The sequence below is a fragment of the Maridesulfovibrio sp. FT414 genome (assembly GCF_050916235.1).
Taxonomy (GTDB): Bacteria; Desulfobacterota; Desulfovibrionia; order Desulfovibrionales; family Desulfovibrionaceae; genus Maridesulfovibrio.
This window is the reverse complement of record NZ_CP104854.1, coordinates 3,150,464-3,166,185: the sequence shown is the minus strand read 5'-3', so window position 1 is coordinate 3,166,185 and position 15,722 is coordinate 3,150,464. Positions and strand designations below refer to the sequence as shown.

The 15,722-nt window shown below is 51.7% G+C and carries 11 protein-coding genes; 8 read left to right on the top strand and 3 right to left on the bottom strand.

The window, feature by feature from the left end; all coding sequences use genetic code 11:
• Positions 1-201 precede the first annotated feature (201 nt).
• Positions 202-1,341: a pyridoxal-phosphate-dependent aminotransferase family protein gene (locus N7E73_RS13985; RefSeq protein ID WP_432735495.1), complete on the bottom strand. Its 1,140-nt coding sequence runs from the start codon at positions 1,339-1,341 to the stop codon at positions 202-204.
• A 471-nt stretch (positions 1,342-1,812) separates the two neighbouring features.
• Between N7E73_RS13985 and N7E73_RS13980 the strand changes: the two genes are divergently transcribed.
• The 5 genes from N7E73_RS13980 to N7E73_RS13960 all read left to right on the top strand — a co-directional run bounded on the left by N7E73_RS13980 (position 1,813) and on the right by N7E73_RS13960 (position 9,972).
• Complete coding sequence (locus tag N7E73_RS13980) at positions 1,813-5,355, top strand: FAD-binding and (Fe-S)-binding domain-containing protein (RefSeq protein ID WP_432735494.1); 3,543 nt, start codon at positions 1,813-1,815, stop codon at positions 5,353-5,355.
• A 266-nt stretch (positions 5,356-5,621) separates the two neighbouring features.
• The gene (gene ruvX, locus N7E73_RS13975) at positions 5,622-6,029 is read left to right on the top strand and encodes a Holliday junction resolvase RuvX (RefSeq protein WP_432735493.1); all 408 of its coding nucleotides are present in this window, start codon (positions 5,622-5,624) and stop codon (positions 6,027-6,029) included.
• Entirely contained in the window at positions 6,011-7,072 is a 1,062-nt protein-coding gene (gene mltG / locus N7E73_RS13970; RefSeq protein ID WP_432735492.1) for an endolytic transglycosylase MltG, read from the top strand. The genes ruvX and mltG overlap by 19 nt, the downstream gene beginning before the upstream one ends.
• Before the next feature lie 691 nt (positions 7,073-7,763).
• Entirely contained in the window at positions 7,764-8,186 is a 423-nt protein-coding gene (locus N7E73_RS13965) for a response regulator (protein WP_432735491.1), read from the top strand.
• A gap of 106 nt (positions 8,187-8,292) precedes the next feature.
• Complete coding sequence (locus tag N7E73_RS13960; protein ID WP_432735490.1) at positions 8,293-9,972, top strand: SulP family inorganic anion transporter; 1,680 nt, start codon at positions 8,293-8,295, stop codon at positions 9,970-9,972.
• A gap of 22 nt (positions 9,973-9,994) precedes the next feature.
• Here N7E73_RS13960 and N7E73_RS13955 read toward each other — a convergent pair whose 3' ends face one another.
• Both N7E73_RS13955 and N7E73_RS13950 read right to left on the bottom strand, forming a co-directional pair.
• Positions 9,995-10,531 carry a hypothetical protein gene (locus N7E73_RS13955; protein WP_432735489.1) on the bottom strand — a complete coding sequence of 179 codons (537 nt, stop codon included), beginning with the start codon at positions 10,529-10,531 and terminating at the stop codon, positions 9,995-9,997.
• A gap of 213 nt (positions 10,532-10,744) precedes the next feature.
• On the bottom strand, positions 10,745-11,221 hold the full coding sequence (locus N7E73_RS13950; RefSeq protein WP_432735487.1) for a ferritin-like domain-containing protein: 477 nt from the start codon (positions 11,219-11,221) through the stop codon (positions 10,745-10,747).
• Between the two features lie 345 nt (positions 11,222-11,566).
• Between N7E73_RS13950 and N7E73_RS13945 the strand changes: the two genes are divergently transcribed.
• The 3 genes from N7E73_RS13945 (at position 11,567) to N7E73_RS13935 (ending at position 15,717) form a co-directional block, all read left to right on the top strand.
• Entirely contained in the window at positions 11,567-13,180 is a 1,614-nt protein-coding gene (locus N7E73_RS13945; RefSeq protein ID WP_432735486.1) for an aminotransferase class I/II-fold pyridoxal phosphate-dependent enzyme, read from the top strand.
• Positions 13,181-13,190: 10 nt separating this feature from the next.
• Entirely contained in the window at positions 13,191-13,505 is a 315-nt protein-coding gene (locus tag N7E73_RS13940; protein WP_432735484.1) for a hypothetical protein, read from the top strand.
• 145 nt (positions 13,506-13,650) lie between these two features.
• A complete protein-coding gene (locus N7E73_RS13935; protein WP_432735483.1) occupies positions 13,651-15,717 on the top strand; it encodes a methyl-accepting chemotaxis protein in 2,067 nt (688 codons plus the stop codon).
• The last annotated feature ends 5 nt before the right edge of the window (positions 15,718-15,722 follow it).

The following is a 15,722-nucleotide window of genomic DNA, read 5'->3' as shown; positions in this document are numbered from 1 at the left end:
TTTAAATTAAAATATACGCCCAATAAATACATGAGATTTTTTTCACAGATCGCATTCTTGAGACAAAAACTGAGTTTCCACTCGGTTTTTTATGCGGCATAATTTCCAAAATAGCAAGAAAAAACTGAGTGTAGACTACAAAAAAAAGACCCGAATCCGATAACGGACTCAGGTCTTTCTGACGATCGTATTGCGAAAAGACTACTTGAAGCTTTTCAGCACTCCGCCGAGCACTTCAAGATACTCTGCTAACATGCCCGGCATAATGTCACCCATGTGCCCGACACGGAAAATCGGTGACTCGCCCAACTCTTCCAGCTCCTTGTTGATTTTACCGTAACCGGGGTCGAACAGATAGCCGTGACCGCGCATAAGCTCCTTCACTTCCTTGAGGCGTGCAATGCTCATATGCGCCGGGGTCTTAAAGGCCGTCATACTTGGAGAACGATAGCCTTCCTGTGCGAAAAGCCCATAACCGTCCATGCTCTCCACCCATTTATGGGCAATGGCACGCATTTCTTCATGACGCTTAAACCGTCCGTCAACGGTTTCATCATTAACTATGTAGTCAAGCTGCACACACAACTGGTTGGCGAGGGTGCCGTTGGGAGTGGTCAGGGTCTGGTTGATCCTGGCTTTGGCGGCCTGCCCGATGATGTCGGTGGTGTACCCACGGTTCTGCACGGACTCGGCCTTTTCAAGGGCTTCATCGCTGATGAAGCCGATACCGTAACCAGCTGGCAGACCAAGGGATTTCTGAGTGGAAGTGCAGTACATCAGCGGCCTGCATTCGCTGATCATGGCCGGGGCGCCGCCGAAAATGGATACCGCGTCAATGATTGGCTTTGCTCCGTGTGCACGGATCATTTCGCAAATCGCAACGACGTCGTTGGTCACCCCGGTGGAAGTCTCGTTGTGGGTAAAGGTTACCACATCCGGCTTATGATCACGCAGTGCTGCATCAAGCTTATCAAGATCCACTGCCCTGCCGTACGAAAACTTGAGCTGCACGGCATTCTTGCCGTTGAGCACTGCAAGCTGGTGATACAGGTCGCCGAAAGCTCCCACGGAAACATTGAGCACCTTCTCGGAATCAGCCACCAGCGAACGCACGGAGGACTCAAGAACGTTGGTGCCCGAACCGTTGAAAATTACCGGAATATACCCTTCAGGATTACCGGCAATGGTCATAAGATTTTCCATGATCGGGCCGAAACGCTTGGGATTTTCAGAATCCCGGTGACCGAATTCAGGAAGAAGTCCGGCCTTGCGCACCTCTTCACGCAGAAGAATGGGACCGGTTATAAAAAGTTTGAGTTCAGCAAAATCATCACCGATCATTTCAAGACCCTCTCTTTTTTTATTTATGTAATTTTATGCTTGTGAATTACGAATTTCGAAAAGAAACCCATAAAAAGGGTTCATATGGAAAATGTGGAAGCGGAAATAATCCGCCAGTTAGCCCTTTTCTGTCAAGTCCCAAACAGTATGCCCCTTTACAATCGACAGCACCGCCATTATATCAGACGGGGTCCGCCACAATAAAAAAGGCCACCACCACGCTGGAACAGATTCAAAGCGGGAACGGTTGTCTTTTCGCCGGACTTTGCGTTTCTTAATCGCCAATCAACAAATTTAATACATTAAAAACAGCGTACTACAAAAACAACCCTACAAGAATCGCAGCATAAACCTTCAACAGGTTACGAAATAGTTGCTTGATTTTCATCAGCACGATCACTATATTGCCCTTTTTTCTTCACAGGAGCTGTTCTGCTCCTTACAAAACATAAACTATTCAGGTAAGAAACTATGCCTCAGTTAGGTCCCCATATTTCCATTCCCGCCGAAGCGCTCCTGCAGCGAGTCCTCGGCCTTGATCCGTTTGAATTCAAAGGCTGGCCTGAAGATGTGCGCATGCTTTCCGAAAGCATTGCCGCAGAACTCTTCCTTGTACGCTACAACCCGTTCATTGATCACGAACTTGTGCGCAAATCCGTCTCCCGGACCCTGACTCTTGCCCGCCCCACCCTTTCCGGTGAATATCCGCAGCGCCTTTCCCGTGCGATTGAAAATTTCTGGCTGAAACAGGATGCGGACAGGGAGTTCAAGGAAAGATTCATTGAAAAGGTCAAGGAGATCCTGCCTGAGCAGTGTATCGGCCTCGATCCCCACACCCTCGTCCAGTCCGCCACTGACGCCACTGACCTGCGTATCGAGCTGCCCATCGCCGTACTCTTCCCGGAAGACACCGAGCAGGTCCGGGCTATCGTCCGCCTTGCAAATGAAATGCAGTTCGGCCTGATCCCACGCGGAGGCGGAACCGGTGCCACAGGCGGAGCCATTCCCGCCCTTGACCGCACTGCGGTGCTTTCACTCGCACGGTTCAAGAAGATCCTCAGCGTAGATACCGATTCCATGACCCTCTGCGCTCAGGCCGGGGTTATCACCCTCGATGCCATCAAGGCTGCAGACAAGAAAGGGGTACTCTTCACAGTCGACCCGGCTTCCAAGGCAGGATCATCCCTCGGCGGCAACATTTCCGAAAACTCCGGCGGACCGTTCGCCTTCGAATACGGCTGCACAATCGACAACATCATTAACTATAAGATGGTCATGCCCAAGGGCGACCTGATTGAAGTGCGCCGCAAAGGACATCCCGGACACAAAATATTCGTCAACGAAAACGCAATCTTCGAGATATTCGACGCCAAAGGCAGCCTGATCGACACCATTGAGCTCACTGCCGAAGAAATCCGTACCACCGGACTCGGCAAGGATGTTACCAACAAGTACCTCGGCGGGCTGCCCGGCGTGCAGAAGGAAGGGGTTGACGGCATCATCACCGAAGCATGCTTCGCCCTCTATCCCAAGCCGAGCAAAACCCGCGTGCTCTGCCTTGAATTCTACGGGCGTTCCATGCGCAACGCCATGCTGGTAATCAAGGATGTTGTAGCGCTGCGCGACACAATCCGCGAAGAAGGCGACCTTGTCAAAATCTCCGCACTGGAAGAATTCGGTCCCAAGTACGTACAGGCCATCAAATACGTAAAAAAATCCAACAATTATGAAGGAGATCCGATCTCCGTACTCATCCTGCAGCTCGATTCCGATGACGAAGCGGCCCTGCAGAGCGCGGTTGACACCATCATCTCCATTGCCCAGCCTTACGACGGCGTGGACATCTTCGCTGCCCGCGATGAAAAGGAAGCAGAACTTTTCTGGGAAGACCGCCACAAACTCTCGGCCATTGCCAAGCGCACTTCCGGGTTCAAGGTAAACGAAGACATCGTTATTCCCCTTGAGGTAATCCCCGATTTCTCGGATTTCCTAGAAGACCTCAACCTGATCTATCTGGCAAAGATCTACCGCAAATCCCTGCTGGCCATCAAGGAACTGCCGGGCTTCCCCATTGAGGAACCCAAGGTGGAACTGGCGCTTGAACGCACCACCAGCATCCTCAAGGGCAAGGTCACCGGCAAGGATATGAGCGACCAGGAACTGGAAGGACAGGTTCACTACCTCTTCCAGGAACTGCGCGACGAATTTCCCAAGATTGATTCGAACATTTCCGCCATCTTCAAGAAGCTCAAGGATCAGCGCATCATCATCGCCAACCACATGCACGCTGGCGACGGCAACTGCCACGTCAACATCCCGGTCAACTCCAACGACCCGGAAATGCTGCACAGTGCCCACGAAGCGGTTGATGACGTCTTCAAGAAAGTACTTGAGCTCAAAGGGGAGGTTTCCGGTGAGCACGGCATCGGCATAACCAAGATCGACTACCTTTCCGAATCGAAGATTGAGGCCATCCGCGAATACAAGCTCAAGGTCGACCCGCTCAACATTCTCAACCCCGGAAAGCTTACCCGCAGGAAACTTCCTTCCCCGGCGTACACCTTCTCGTTCAACAGGCTCATCAACGACCTGAACAAGACCGCCATCAAGGACAAGGAACACCTGATGGAGCTGCTGCGCCATATCCAGACCTGTACCCGTTGCGGAAAATGCAAACAGGTCTGCCCCATGTATTTCCCGGAACGGGGACTCATGTACCACCCGCGCAACAAGAACATTGCACTCGGCGCGCTCATCGAAGCTATCTACTATTCTCAGGTCCAGCGCGGCGAACCCTCTCCGGAGCTGATGACCAGACTGCGCAAACTCATGGAACACTGCACCGCCTGCGGACGCTGTACCTCGGTCTGCCCAATCAAGATCGATTCAGCCGGGGCCGCCCTGCAGATCAGGTCTTTCCTCGAATACAAAGGAACCGGGGGCCATCCGATCAAGAACGCTGTTCTCGGCTTTATTGCCAAGGACCCGCAGAAACGGTTGCCCAAGGCTGCAAAATTCCTTTCGCTTTCCGCAGGAGTCCAGTCCAAGGCTGTCGGGCTCATCCCCGGACACTGGCGCAGACGCATAGAATCTCCCATGCTCCACAGCCGGACTCCGGCCATGGATTTCAAGAACCTGTCCGAGACACTTGATCTCGACAGCGGCTCCATGTTCATGCAGAACACCCCGGCTCCGGACAGCGTATACTACTTCCCCGGGTGCGGCGCATCGCTGTTCTCCAGAGACATCGGTATGGCCACGCTTTACCTGCTGCTCAAGTCCGGCGTTAACGTGATAATGCCTTCCAAGCATCTCTGCTGCGGCTACCCGCTGCTCGCCAGCGGCTGTGTGGAGGCATACAACACCAACCGCCACCGCAACATAAGTGACATTCAGTACCGCATCGCCAAGGCCTCCATAGCCGGCATGAAGGTATCCACCATGATCACCGCTTGCGGAACATGCCGCGAATCCCTTGAATCATATGAATTCAAGGAACTGGGACATGAACTCAAGCGCAGCGACGCAGTTCAGTACCTGCTGGGCAACCCGGGCAACCTTGATTTCAGATCTGTCAGCCCGGCTGAGGAAATCATCTACCACGCATCGTGCCACACCGAGTGGACCGATGTGAAAAAATCCAAAGCCCCTGAAATGTACCGTGGAGCCATTGAAGAACTGCTCAAAACCAGCGTAACTCTCTCTCCGGGCTGCTGTGGTGAATCAGGACTCGGCTCCATCACCAGCCCCGAGATCTACAATAAACTGCGGGACCGCAAGGGAGCACAGCTCCAGCAGGATCTGCAGGGACAGGACAAGAGCACCCCCATTCTGGTGGGCTGCCCGTCCTGTAAGGTCGGTATCAAGCGCAACGTGCACAACCTCAAGAAACAGAACCGGGTACTGCACACCGTGGAATACCTTGCTGAACTCATCGGCGGACCAAAATGGCGCAAGGATTTCAAGAAGGAACTTGAAAAGGCCCGGCGTCAGGATGAACTGGTAATTATCTAGGCATATAAAGCATACAAATGCCTCCGGCAGACCTTCGGGAACCTGCCGGAGGCATTTGTAATGATAGCGAGGCTTCGCTGCTTTGTATGGAAAAGCGTCATTAAGACGGGGCAGCAACAGTCTGACCTGAAGCCCGATAAATTTATTATTACTTGATAAACCAACATCCCCGGCGGCGAAGCCCTGATAAAAGTTTTTGAAGAGTCCAGAGAAACTTTTTGCAAAAATTTTCTTTGGCCCCCGGAGGGCCGCCGGAGGCACATACTATGAAAGCATTAGGAATTGATTTTGGAACCAAGCGTGTAGGGCTGGCCATTACTGACCCGAAAAGGATGTTCGCATTTCCTTACAAGGTCATGGAGCGGACCACCCGCGACGCCATGTTCACAGAACTTCTTGAAATAATAGAAAACGAGAAGGTCGGAGATATCGTCATAGGCCTTCCCCTTTCTCTGGATGGGGAAGACACCCTGACCACCCGGCAGGTACGCAACTTTGCGGCATCACTGGAAAGAAGGGTTGACTTACCAATCCATCTCGTTGATGAAAGACTCAGCTCGATTGCAGCGGAAGAAGAACTCAGGGAGGCCGGACTTTGGGACAGGAAAAGAAAACAGAATCTGGACAGCCAGGCAGCAAAAGTAATTCTGGAAACATGGCTAAGCCGGGCATAGTCTTACGCTTTGTGATGCCGACCATCGCCTTCGGGTGCATGGGACTCATGCTGGTTGCAGGCTGGTTCATGTACAGGAACTGGAGTTTTCTGAACCTGCCACCGGAAATTGAAGGCCGCGAAATCCTTTTCACTGTTGATCATGGGCAGCCCCTGTGGGCGGTTTCCGCAAACCTCGCCAAGGCCGGACTCATTACCGACTCCAAGAGGTTCAGGGAATACGCCCAGGCAGAAGGCAAGGAAAACAGGATCAGGGCAGGCGAATTCCGTCTCTGGTCCAACATGACTGCCCCCGAAGTTCTGGAAACTCTCACCACCACATCCGGCATCATGTACAGATTTTCCGTGCGCGAGGGCCTGACATGGTGGGCCACGGCGGAAGCTGCCCAAAAATCAGGCCTGACCAGCTACTCCGAATTCAAAACCGCAGTATCCGACCCGGCTCTCCTGTCTGAATACAAAATCCCGGCCGATAACGCCGAGGGGTACCTTTTCCCGGAAACCTACCTGCTGACCCGCCCGAAAACAGATTCCGGCAAAGCCATGGTCGAAACCATGCTCAGGGAATTCCGCAAGGCGGCGGAAAAGGCGTGGAACGGCAGCCTGCCTTCCCCGCAGGAAGTGCACAAGACCATTATTCTTGCCTCACTGGTTGAAAAGGAAACCGGGGATGTAAGTGAAAGACAGCGCATTGCCGGAGTTTTTGCCAATCGCCTTGAAAAAGGCTACCTGCTGCAATGCGACCCCACCATCATCTATGGTCTGGGCGAGACTTTCGACGGCAACCTGCGCAAAAAGCATCTGGGCGACAAGTCCAATCCCTACAACTCATATCAGCACCGGGGACTTCCTCCGGGCCCCATCTGCTCCCCCGGACTTGATTCCATAAAGGCGGCAATCCATCCCGAAAAGCACGACTACCTGTACTTTGTCGCCAAGGGTGACGGTTCCCATTACTTCAGCAAATCACTCAAGGAACACAACATCGCAGTACAGAAATATCAGCTTCACCGAGACAAAAACAATTACCGGTCATACAACTGATTCCCGCAAAACACCGGTAATCATTCCAACTCTGTCCTGCCCTTGACAGCTTGCGATACTGAAAAAAGTGCTGCCAATCCAATCCTGCGGCACTGTTTTTGGTTCGTTACGCCTTTTGACGATCTAATTCCATCAATCGGCAGGAAGAAGACCAACCAGCCTGTGGAGGACTGATCCGTCATAGATATTTCCGTGAATACAATTACAGGAAATTCAATTTTCAATGACCGGGATGGCAACCGTAATAATTATTAAAGCCGTCCGAGAAACATTCCGCCCGGAACAACCGGCACATTTCTCCCCAACCGTCTTGTGGTACAGAACCACTCGACAGTAGAGACAGCGCACCAGTCTTATCCTGACCAGCCATCAATTGACCAAGTGAGACCTTCTGAACCAGCGGCGCAATATGCACCGCTTCCCCACTCCAACAAGAGTGCATATCTGCCCGGCAACATCCGGGACTCATCCCACCTCCGAGTCAACATACTTATTTAACTCCACAAATATCATCACAAGTAGCAGGCATCGCTCTTCATTCGATAATCTATTGATCCAATGCTGGCATGATGTTTGATATACGCTTCACACCATCCGAGCCCCGTAAAACCCATCGTACACGTTTTTAGAAGACTCTCTAAGGGCTCAACCAGGAGTGATCATTCAACTAGATTGTTCAGGAGTAGCAGCAATGCCCATCAGCGTTTTACTTATTGACGATGAACAGGACTTTTCCTCTGTCCTGTCCAAGAGACTGACCAAGGCCGGTTACAATGTTTCAACTGCCGGCAGCGGCAGTGAGGCTTTGACCATGCTTAAGTCGGGAATCAGTTTCGATGTGACAGTTCTTGATGTGAAAATGCCCGGAAAGAACGGGCTGGAAACCCTCTTCAGCATCAAAAAAATCAATTCCCAAACAGAAGTGATAATGCTCAGTGCTTACGGCACCCCCCAGTGCACCATTGAATGTCTCCGCTGGGGAGCCAGATACTTTCTGAACAAACCCGTCAATTTTGATGAGCTTGAGGAAAAAATACGGGAATCCGCTACGAAATTCCGCACAGGCCCTGCCTCCAGCCAACCTGACTCAGGCATAAGGACCTGCGAATTATAAACCAAATTCTTCGCACGGGACCAATTCCTGTACTGCATCGTGCTGTACAGAGATTTCTCGCGCGTAAATCACTGGCGCAAGCCAAGTTGCGTGAGAGGACCAACAAATGTATTTCAAAGCATCTTTGCAAAACTGGCGTGGAGACCTCTTCGGAGGGCTTACTGCCGGAATCATAGCACTTCCGCTGGCTCTTGCCTTCGGAGTTGCAAGCGGTGCCGGAGCTGCAGCAGGCCTGTTCGGAGCAGTGCTGCTGGGTTTTGCGGCAGCACTGTTCGGAGGCACACCTACACAGATATCGGGACCTACCGGACCGATGACTGTGGTTGTAGCTGCAGCCCTGACCACATTCGCAGGCAATCCAGATTCCATTGCCGCTGTCATAATCCTTGGAGGATTGATCCAGCTTTGCTTCGGCTATTGCAGGCTGGGCGGGTTCGTTCGCTACATTCCTTATCCGGTCATTTCAGGGTTCATGTCCGGAATCGGGGCCATCATCATCCTGTTACAGATAAACCCGTTACTTGGCCATGCTGCCGCTGGCTCCCCACTTACAGCAGCCGCGGCAATACCTGCGGCCATCGCCGACCTGTCCCTGCCTAGCATGGGGCTGGCACTGCTCACCCTGCTTATTGTATTCGCTGTGCCATCAAGGATAAGCGCAATCCTGCCGTCGCCGTTGATCGCCCTGATCGCTGGCACTTCCGTAGCATGGTTCTTCAACCTCCCGGTTGCGACCATCGGTGCCATTCCATCAGGACTTCCGGAGTTCTCCATTCCGGCATTCGACCTTAAGAACTGGAGCTACCTTGCCGGAACAGCTCTGGCGCTTGCCGCACTCGGCAGTATCGACTCCCTGCTCACCTCACTGGTTGCCGATTCGCTCACCAAGGAGCGCCATAACTCAAACCGGGAACTGATCGGACAGGGAATAGGAAACATGCTCTGCGGTTTCTTCGGTGCTCTGCCCGGGGCAGGGGCGACCATGCGCACGGTAGTAAACGTGAAAGCCGGTGGCCGGACCAGACTTTCAGGAGTGATCCATTCTGTGGCCCTGCTTGCCATCATCCTCTGGGTTGCTCCGGCAGCGTCCCATATCCCGCTTGCCGTACTCGCGGGTATACTTGTCAAAGTCGGTATAGACATTCTGGATTACCGTATGCTGCGCATGGCCCGCAGAGTCCCCCGCAGTGATTTTGCAGTGATGCTTACGGTCTTTGCGGTGACGGTTTTCGTCGATCTCGTTCTTGCGGTTGCAGTCGGAGTAACCCTGGCAGCCATAATGACAACCTGCCGGATTGCCCGGCAGACCCAGATCCGCATAACCGAATCGGATCGGTGCAGTAAGACGGAGAGTATGGAAAGACAAATTCAGGAATTAAGCGGATTCAGGATACGCGTGCTCACCATCGACGGTCCGTTTTTCTTCGGCACGGCCTCGCAAATGGCGGATAAAGTGGAAATGCTGCTCGGCACACGCATTGTTGTGATCAACTGCATGGGTGTACCATTTGTCGATGTATCTGCAGTGTTTGCCCTTAACGAAATGATCGACAAGCTCAAGTCAGCCGGAATCACTGTCATTGCTGCGGTAAATGACGGCATTGCCGGCCAGTTGGACAGAATGGGCGTCCTGAATCGAATCGGCAGGAAAAACTGTTTCGCAAGCCACGGAAGCGCCCTGCAGGTGGCCATGCTTTTACTGGAAGACGAGGACTCACCGGAATCAGCACCACTGGAAATGGTTGACCAGTCCCATCCTGCACAGGAAAGGCTTTCGCCCCCATAGCAGGACGGAAAACGACTGCCTATTAAAATCTCCCGAGTATGAAATCCGTTATCGCTGCGATGGCGGATTTCTTCACCGGGCTTTCTATCTGCTCATCGTCCCACCACTGCAGATCGCTGAATTCCAGCGGAAGGCGCAGGGTCAAGAACGGCAGGAAAAACTTCACCACATTTTCCCGCGATGCACCTTTGGCTGTATCGAAGTGAAAGAACACCTCTCCGATAAACCATGCCCGGTCTTTCTGAGTTCTGGGTTCCGTTGGTCGTATGTACATGAAATCAGGGTCCGTTTCCGAATCAAGCTCACTGTCGTGGAAGCGGGAAAAAAGATCCAGAACCTGTTTGCGGATCAGCTTGTCGCCATAGACATCCACAATGAAAGTAAATTTGAGGAAGCCCTTTTCCGGCGTAAGGTTGTGACGTGAAATCTTGAGCACTCCGTCCTTTCTCTTTGATTCATCATCCTCAAGAAAAAGATCAAAGGCACAAAAGCCGATAAAATTTTCCGATTCGCGCAATTCCGCCAGTTGCTGCTCTATTGCCGCTGCACTGTCACTCATTTTTCCGTCCGCGTAATTACAGGTTGATTCCGTAACCATCCGCTACCATTTTACTTTGTGTTCAACAAGGGCATGAGGCAATAGATTTCGGAGAATCAGGCAATCACAGGCATACCGTCTTTGACGGGTACAGCACAAAACGAAAAAGCCCCCTCCATGGAGCGAGAAGGGGGCTTTGGTAGTGCTGGTTACGGATCAGTCTACTGCAATCGACTAATCTTTCAGCTTTTCGGCCAACATCCTCAGATGTCCGCGCTCTTCATCAATACAGGCCTCAACGATTTTACGTTCGGCCTCTGGAACCATTCTTTTAAGTTCGGTGAACAGCAGAATGGTATCCTTTTCAAAGCGCATGGCTGCCCGCACTGCATCTTCAAAGGTGAATTCCTCATCCTGGAAGGCTGCGGTGTAGTCGAAATTGAAAACATCGTGCGAATCAACCAGAGCCATTACGTACTGGGTGTACTCTTCATAATCGCTTCCCGGAGGAATCTCGATATTGCCGAGACGGTCACGCATGTCCCTGAAAAACATCTCGTGCTTGGACTCTTCTGTTGCAAAGAAATCAAAGAATTCCTTGGCACCCGGATCAGTAGCCTCGTCCGCAGCAAGCAGGTAGAAAGCCTGACCCTTCTGCTCAATTCGCATTGCAAGTTCAACAACTTCGTTTGCATTGAAAAAAGTTACCATTTTAACTCCTCATGAATTTTTATCTATTTATAGGGATCATTCAGCCTGATTTTCTGGCATCAAAATCAGTAGAGTCTCTGCAAACAGATGGTCATTGCCCGTAATATTAACCACCAAGGCCAAAAGCGCAACCGGATTCAGTTATATATTTGCATGAGGATGGTTTAGAATTTTTCCAATTCGGTATATAAAAAGATAATGGATTTATGGCTGGAAAAATTGCAAAAGAAACCAAAGACCCAGCCGCGAGTGATCCAGTACATTGCAACTATTTTCAATATAAAGCATTTTCACAGCAACCAACCTGGGCATACAGATCTCAGCCAAACAAAAAGGGGAACACTTATGACCATAGAAATGCAAGATGATCCGGTCCTGCAACATTTTGTTGAACAGTCTCTGGACAAACTTGACCAGATTGAAACTGCTCTCATGAAACTTGAAAACAGCAGTTCCCCTTCACCCGTAACAGTAGCTCAGGTATACGGAATCCTTGTTTCACTCAAGGAAAGTGCTGCCCTGCTGGAACTGCGCAAGATAAGCGAGGTGGCCGGGGCCATCGGAAAAATTCTCGACCGCGTATACAAAAATGAACTCAAACTGGACTCCGACCTGCTCAACATCGTCATTGATTCATTCGACAAGCTCAATGAAATGGTAAGCAACGCAACCCTGAGCAATGACTATGATGTCAGGATCGTCACCCTTGCACTTGATGAAGTAGGCAAGGGAACTGGCGAAAAGCCTTCGACAGTGGACAAATCTGTTCCAGATGCCGCAGCACAGGCCGTGCAATCCTCCCCCGAAGAAGAGGAAAAGCCATGGGAATTGGAGCCAGAAGAGCCTGCCGCCACCGATGAACCTGAAGAGGAATTCACTGAGGAAGAAGAACCTGAACGCAGGCAGTCTGAGCACAGCATGCCTGTTGCCGTTTTCCGCAGGAAGTTCAACATCAGAAAAGAAATTGACCTCTCCAGCAACACAAACCCTCTTGGAGTATCAAAGGCCGTATCCAATACCATCATGAATATGGCCAGCAATTGCTCGGCGCTGGAAAATGATACTGAAGACGGAATGAAATTCAGCCTTGCCAAGAGACATGACGTAGCCGAAGAGTCTGTCGTCATAGCCAACTCGGCAATGGAACTGCTGGACCTCACCCTGAGACTGGAGGTAAATCCCGGCATAGATCATGTGCTGAGCTATGACCACGGTCTCATCGATTACAACAGAATATCCGCCCTGTGCGGGGTTGAGCTCCTGCGCCTTCCAAGGGGACGCAACTTCTCCCCTCCGCTGGACCAGCTTGTCAAGACAGCCAATGAAAACACTGCGGCGGTGATCATCACCAACCCGGATATACCGTCCGGCTTCGGTGTTCCGGCGGAAGAGCTGGCCACCATGGCCAACCTGCTCCCGAGACGCACACTGCTCATAGTAGATGAAAAGTACGTTGAATTTGCCTGGCCGGAAGATGATTACTCCATGACGGATTTCCTTGAGAAAATCCCAAACCTTGTAATCTTGCGCAGCTTCTCATGGTCCTTCGGGCTCAAGGGAGTGGGACTCGGTTATGCTCTGATGAGCAGGGAAAGGGCCAACGTGCTTGAGGAATCGAGACTTCCGGTCCCGGTCAGCCCGCTCAACCTTGCCGCAGGACTTGCTGCGATCAATCACAGCGAGTTCTACTATTCCACCATAGACCTTGTCATCAGGGGACGCGAAAGGGTTCAAAAAGGGCTGGAGGATCTGGGATGCACTGTGTTCCCAAGTCAGAGCAACTTCATAATGTTCAACGGCCCCATTCCGGCGAAAGAACTGATCGAAAAACTGTTTGAGTACGGCTTCAGGCTGGAATCCCTTGATGTTTACGGCCTTCCGGACATGCTCAAGGTTTCAGTAGGCAACAATTCAACCAACCGCATGTTCCTTGCGGCGATGAAACAAATAATTGGATAGGAGTACCAGCATGAAAAAGATGTTTATTATCCCCGCAGTGCTGACACTGCTGGCAGGCTGTTCCGGCCACACAACCTCAATGCAGGATGTGAGATCATACTGCCGATCGGTAACAACCGAGGTCGAGTGTGATGGACAGGACAGCATATGCGCGGAATACTCCGAAGTTACCCTGCGCAGCTACGCATCAGTCAAGGAATGCAGGCAGAGCTGCGAACAGGTGCGTCAGAACTCTGCAAAGCAATTCAGCCTTCAGACCTGCCAGGCCCTGTATCAGGCAGTTGAAGGAAAGTGCAACGAATTCTGCGACGACAACTATAAATAAGATCCGCCCCCGACAGCCACCCGTCTTGCCAGATCTTGAACTCTGGCGTAATAGCGGATTGAATCATCCGGCAGTGTTCGCCAAAACAGCGGGCACTGCCGTTCTTCCATATAATTTAACTAAACAATCATAAGGACTTGCGGACATGCTTAAGAGGCTGACTGTCGGACAAAAAATTTTCTGTAGTTTTCTGGTAGTGTTCACCCTGTTCGGATTCGTAGGCATGGAATCCATGGTTGCCCTGAAGGAATCATCCACCGGATTCACCGGTTACCGCGAATACGCACAGGATTCGAACATGCTTGGGAAAATCCAGGCGAAACTGCTTGAAGGCAGAAACGATGTAAAAGACTACATCATCACAGGCGACAGCAAGTACCTGAAAAAATATGGCGAGAACCAGGACCAGATCCAGCCGCTCCTAAAAACTGCAGAGGAAGCCATCACATCAGAGGGACGCAAAGCCTTGCTCGCTGATATTAAACGCCTGCTGAAGGAATACGACGCAAGCTTCGCAGAAGTAGCTCAAGCCCAAACCAAAAGGGACTCCATTGCCAACGACATTCTGATCCCTGCCGGGGATCTTATGGAGCAGACCTTTGAGCAGATCATAGACAACATCGCCAGAGGGGATAACAACTCTAAGGCGCTGTACTGGTGTGCCAAAGGGGTGCGCAACCTGATTCTGGGCCGACTTTACGCAGCCAAATACCTTGAGATAAGCCTTGAATCGCACTCCAAGCGCTCCATGTCGGAAATGCAGGAACTCAAAGTCGCCACGGACAATCTCTCCAGACTGCTGGATAAGAAGGACTACCCTCAGCTTGAATCCATAAAACAGTCTCGTGACACATATGTAAAAAACATGCACGAACTGATCGTAACCACTGAAGTGCGTGACCGCCTTATCAATTCCGAGCTGGATGTTCTCGGCCCCAAAATGGCGGGACTCATCGAACAGGCAAAGCAGTCGGTCATTTCAGATCAGGAAAAACTCGGCCCGACCCTGCAGGCACGCAACGACAGGGCAATCAATAATATATATGCAATCGGGACCATAGTCATCATCCTTGGACTTTGCGCAGTTTTCTTCATTGCCCGGGACATCACCATCCCCCTGCAGAAGGTGGTTGACGCCGCCTACCGCATTGCGGAAGGAGATATGAGCTCAACCATCAAGAGTACAGACCGCGCAGACGAACTGGGATCTCTCTCCAGGGCGTTCAATCAGATGACCGGGTCGCTTAATGATATGGCCAGGGCCATGGAGCTGGTTGCCGATTCCGACCTTACGGTTTCTGTTAATCCGCGTTCCGACAAGGATACCATAGGCAGGGCTCTCGCATTGATGGTTGAGAACCTCAAGAGTGACAACCGCAAAATCCACGAGGCCGTGCGCACCCTTTCCACCTCCCTGAGCCAGATTTCAGCAGCCTCCGCAGAACTTACTGCCAGTGCCGCTGAAACAGCAAGCGCAGTTGCTGAAACCAACGCCACGGTCGAGGAAGTCAAGCAGACCGCCCACCTTTCCAATGAGAAATCAAGGCAGGTGGCAGAGGTGGCCCGCAAGGCCGTCACGACCTCGCAGCACGGCAAGAAGTCCGCAGAAGATGCAGCTTCCGGAATGAAGAACATACGCACCCAGATGGATACCATTGCCCAGTCCATTGTGAAACTGTCCGAACAGTCCCAGCACATCGGGGACATTATATATGTTGTGAACGATATTGCCGACCAGTCCAACATTCTGGCCGTTAACGCCTCCATTGAGGCCTCAAAGGCCGGAGAGGAAGGCCGCGGGTTCACTGTAGTAGCCCGCGAAATCCGCAACCTTTCGGACCAGTCCAAACACTCCGTGTCCCAGATCCAGTCAATCCTGGCCGATATTCAGAAAGCCACCAGCTCCGCGGTAATGATCACCGAGGAAGGCGGCAAGGCGGTTGAATCCGGCGCAAAACTTTCTGCCCAGACCGGAGAGGCAATCCTCAACCTCGGTTCGGTTATCAACCAGTCTGCACAATCTTCGGCCCAGATAGCCGCATCCAGTCAGGAACAGCTGGCCGGAATGGATCAGGTTGCCGTAGCCCTTTCTTCCATCAAGCAGGCAGGCGAACAGAACCTCGAAAGTTCCCGTCAGTTGGAGGAAGCCGTCAGGGATCTCGACCAGCAGGCACGCTCCCTGAGAGTAATGATGGAACGGTTTAAAGTATAACAATT

Excerpts from the sequence above, each read along its gene's own strand:
- N7E73_RS13985 (WP_432735495.1), bottom strand. The coding sequence starts at position 1,341 with ATGATCGGTGATGATTTTGCTGAACTCAAACTTTTTATAACCGGTCCC.
- N7E73_RS13980 (WP_432735494.1), top strand. The coding sequence starts at position 1,813 with ATGCCTCAGTTAGGTCCCCATATTTCCATTCCCGCCGAAGCGCTCCTG.
- ruvX (WP_432735493.1), top strand. The coding sequence starts at position 5,622 with ATGAAAGCATTAGGAATTGATTTTGGAACCAAGCGTGTAGGGCTGGCC.
- mltG (WP_432735492.1), top strand. The coding sequence starts at position 6,011 with ATGGCTAAGCCGGGCATAGTCTTACGCTTTGTGATGCCGACCATCGCC.
- N7E73_RS13965 (WP_432735491.1), top strand. The coding sequence starts at position 7,764 with ATGCCCATCAGCGTTTTACTTATTGACGATGAACAGGACTTTTCCTCT.
- N7E73_RS13960 (WP_432735490.1), top strand. The coding sequence starts at position 8,293 with ATGTATTTCAAAGCATCTTTGCAAAACTGGCGTGGAGACCTCTTCGGA.
- N7E73_RS13955 (WP_432735489.1), bottom strand. The coding sequence starts at position 10,531 with ATGAGTGACAGTGCAGCGGCAATAGAGCAGCAACTGGCGGAATTGCGC.
- N7E73_RS13950 (WP_432735487.1), bottom strand. The coding sequence starts at position 11,221 with ATGGTAACTTTTTTCAATGCAAACGAAGTTGTTGAACTTGCAATGCGA.
- N7E73_RS13945 (WP_432735486.1), top strand. The coding sequence starts at position 11,567 with ATGACCATAGAAATGCAAGATGATCCGGTCCTGCAACATTTTGTTGAA.
- N7E73_RS13940 (WP_432735484.1), top strand. The coding sequence starts at position 13,191 with ATGAAAAAGATGTTTATTATCCCCGCAGTGCTGACACTGCTGGCAGGC.
- N7E73_RS13935 (WP_432735483.1), top strand. The coding sequence starts at position 13,651 with ATGCTTAAGAGGCTGACTGTCGGACAAAAAATTTTCTGTAGTTTTCTG.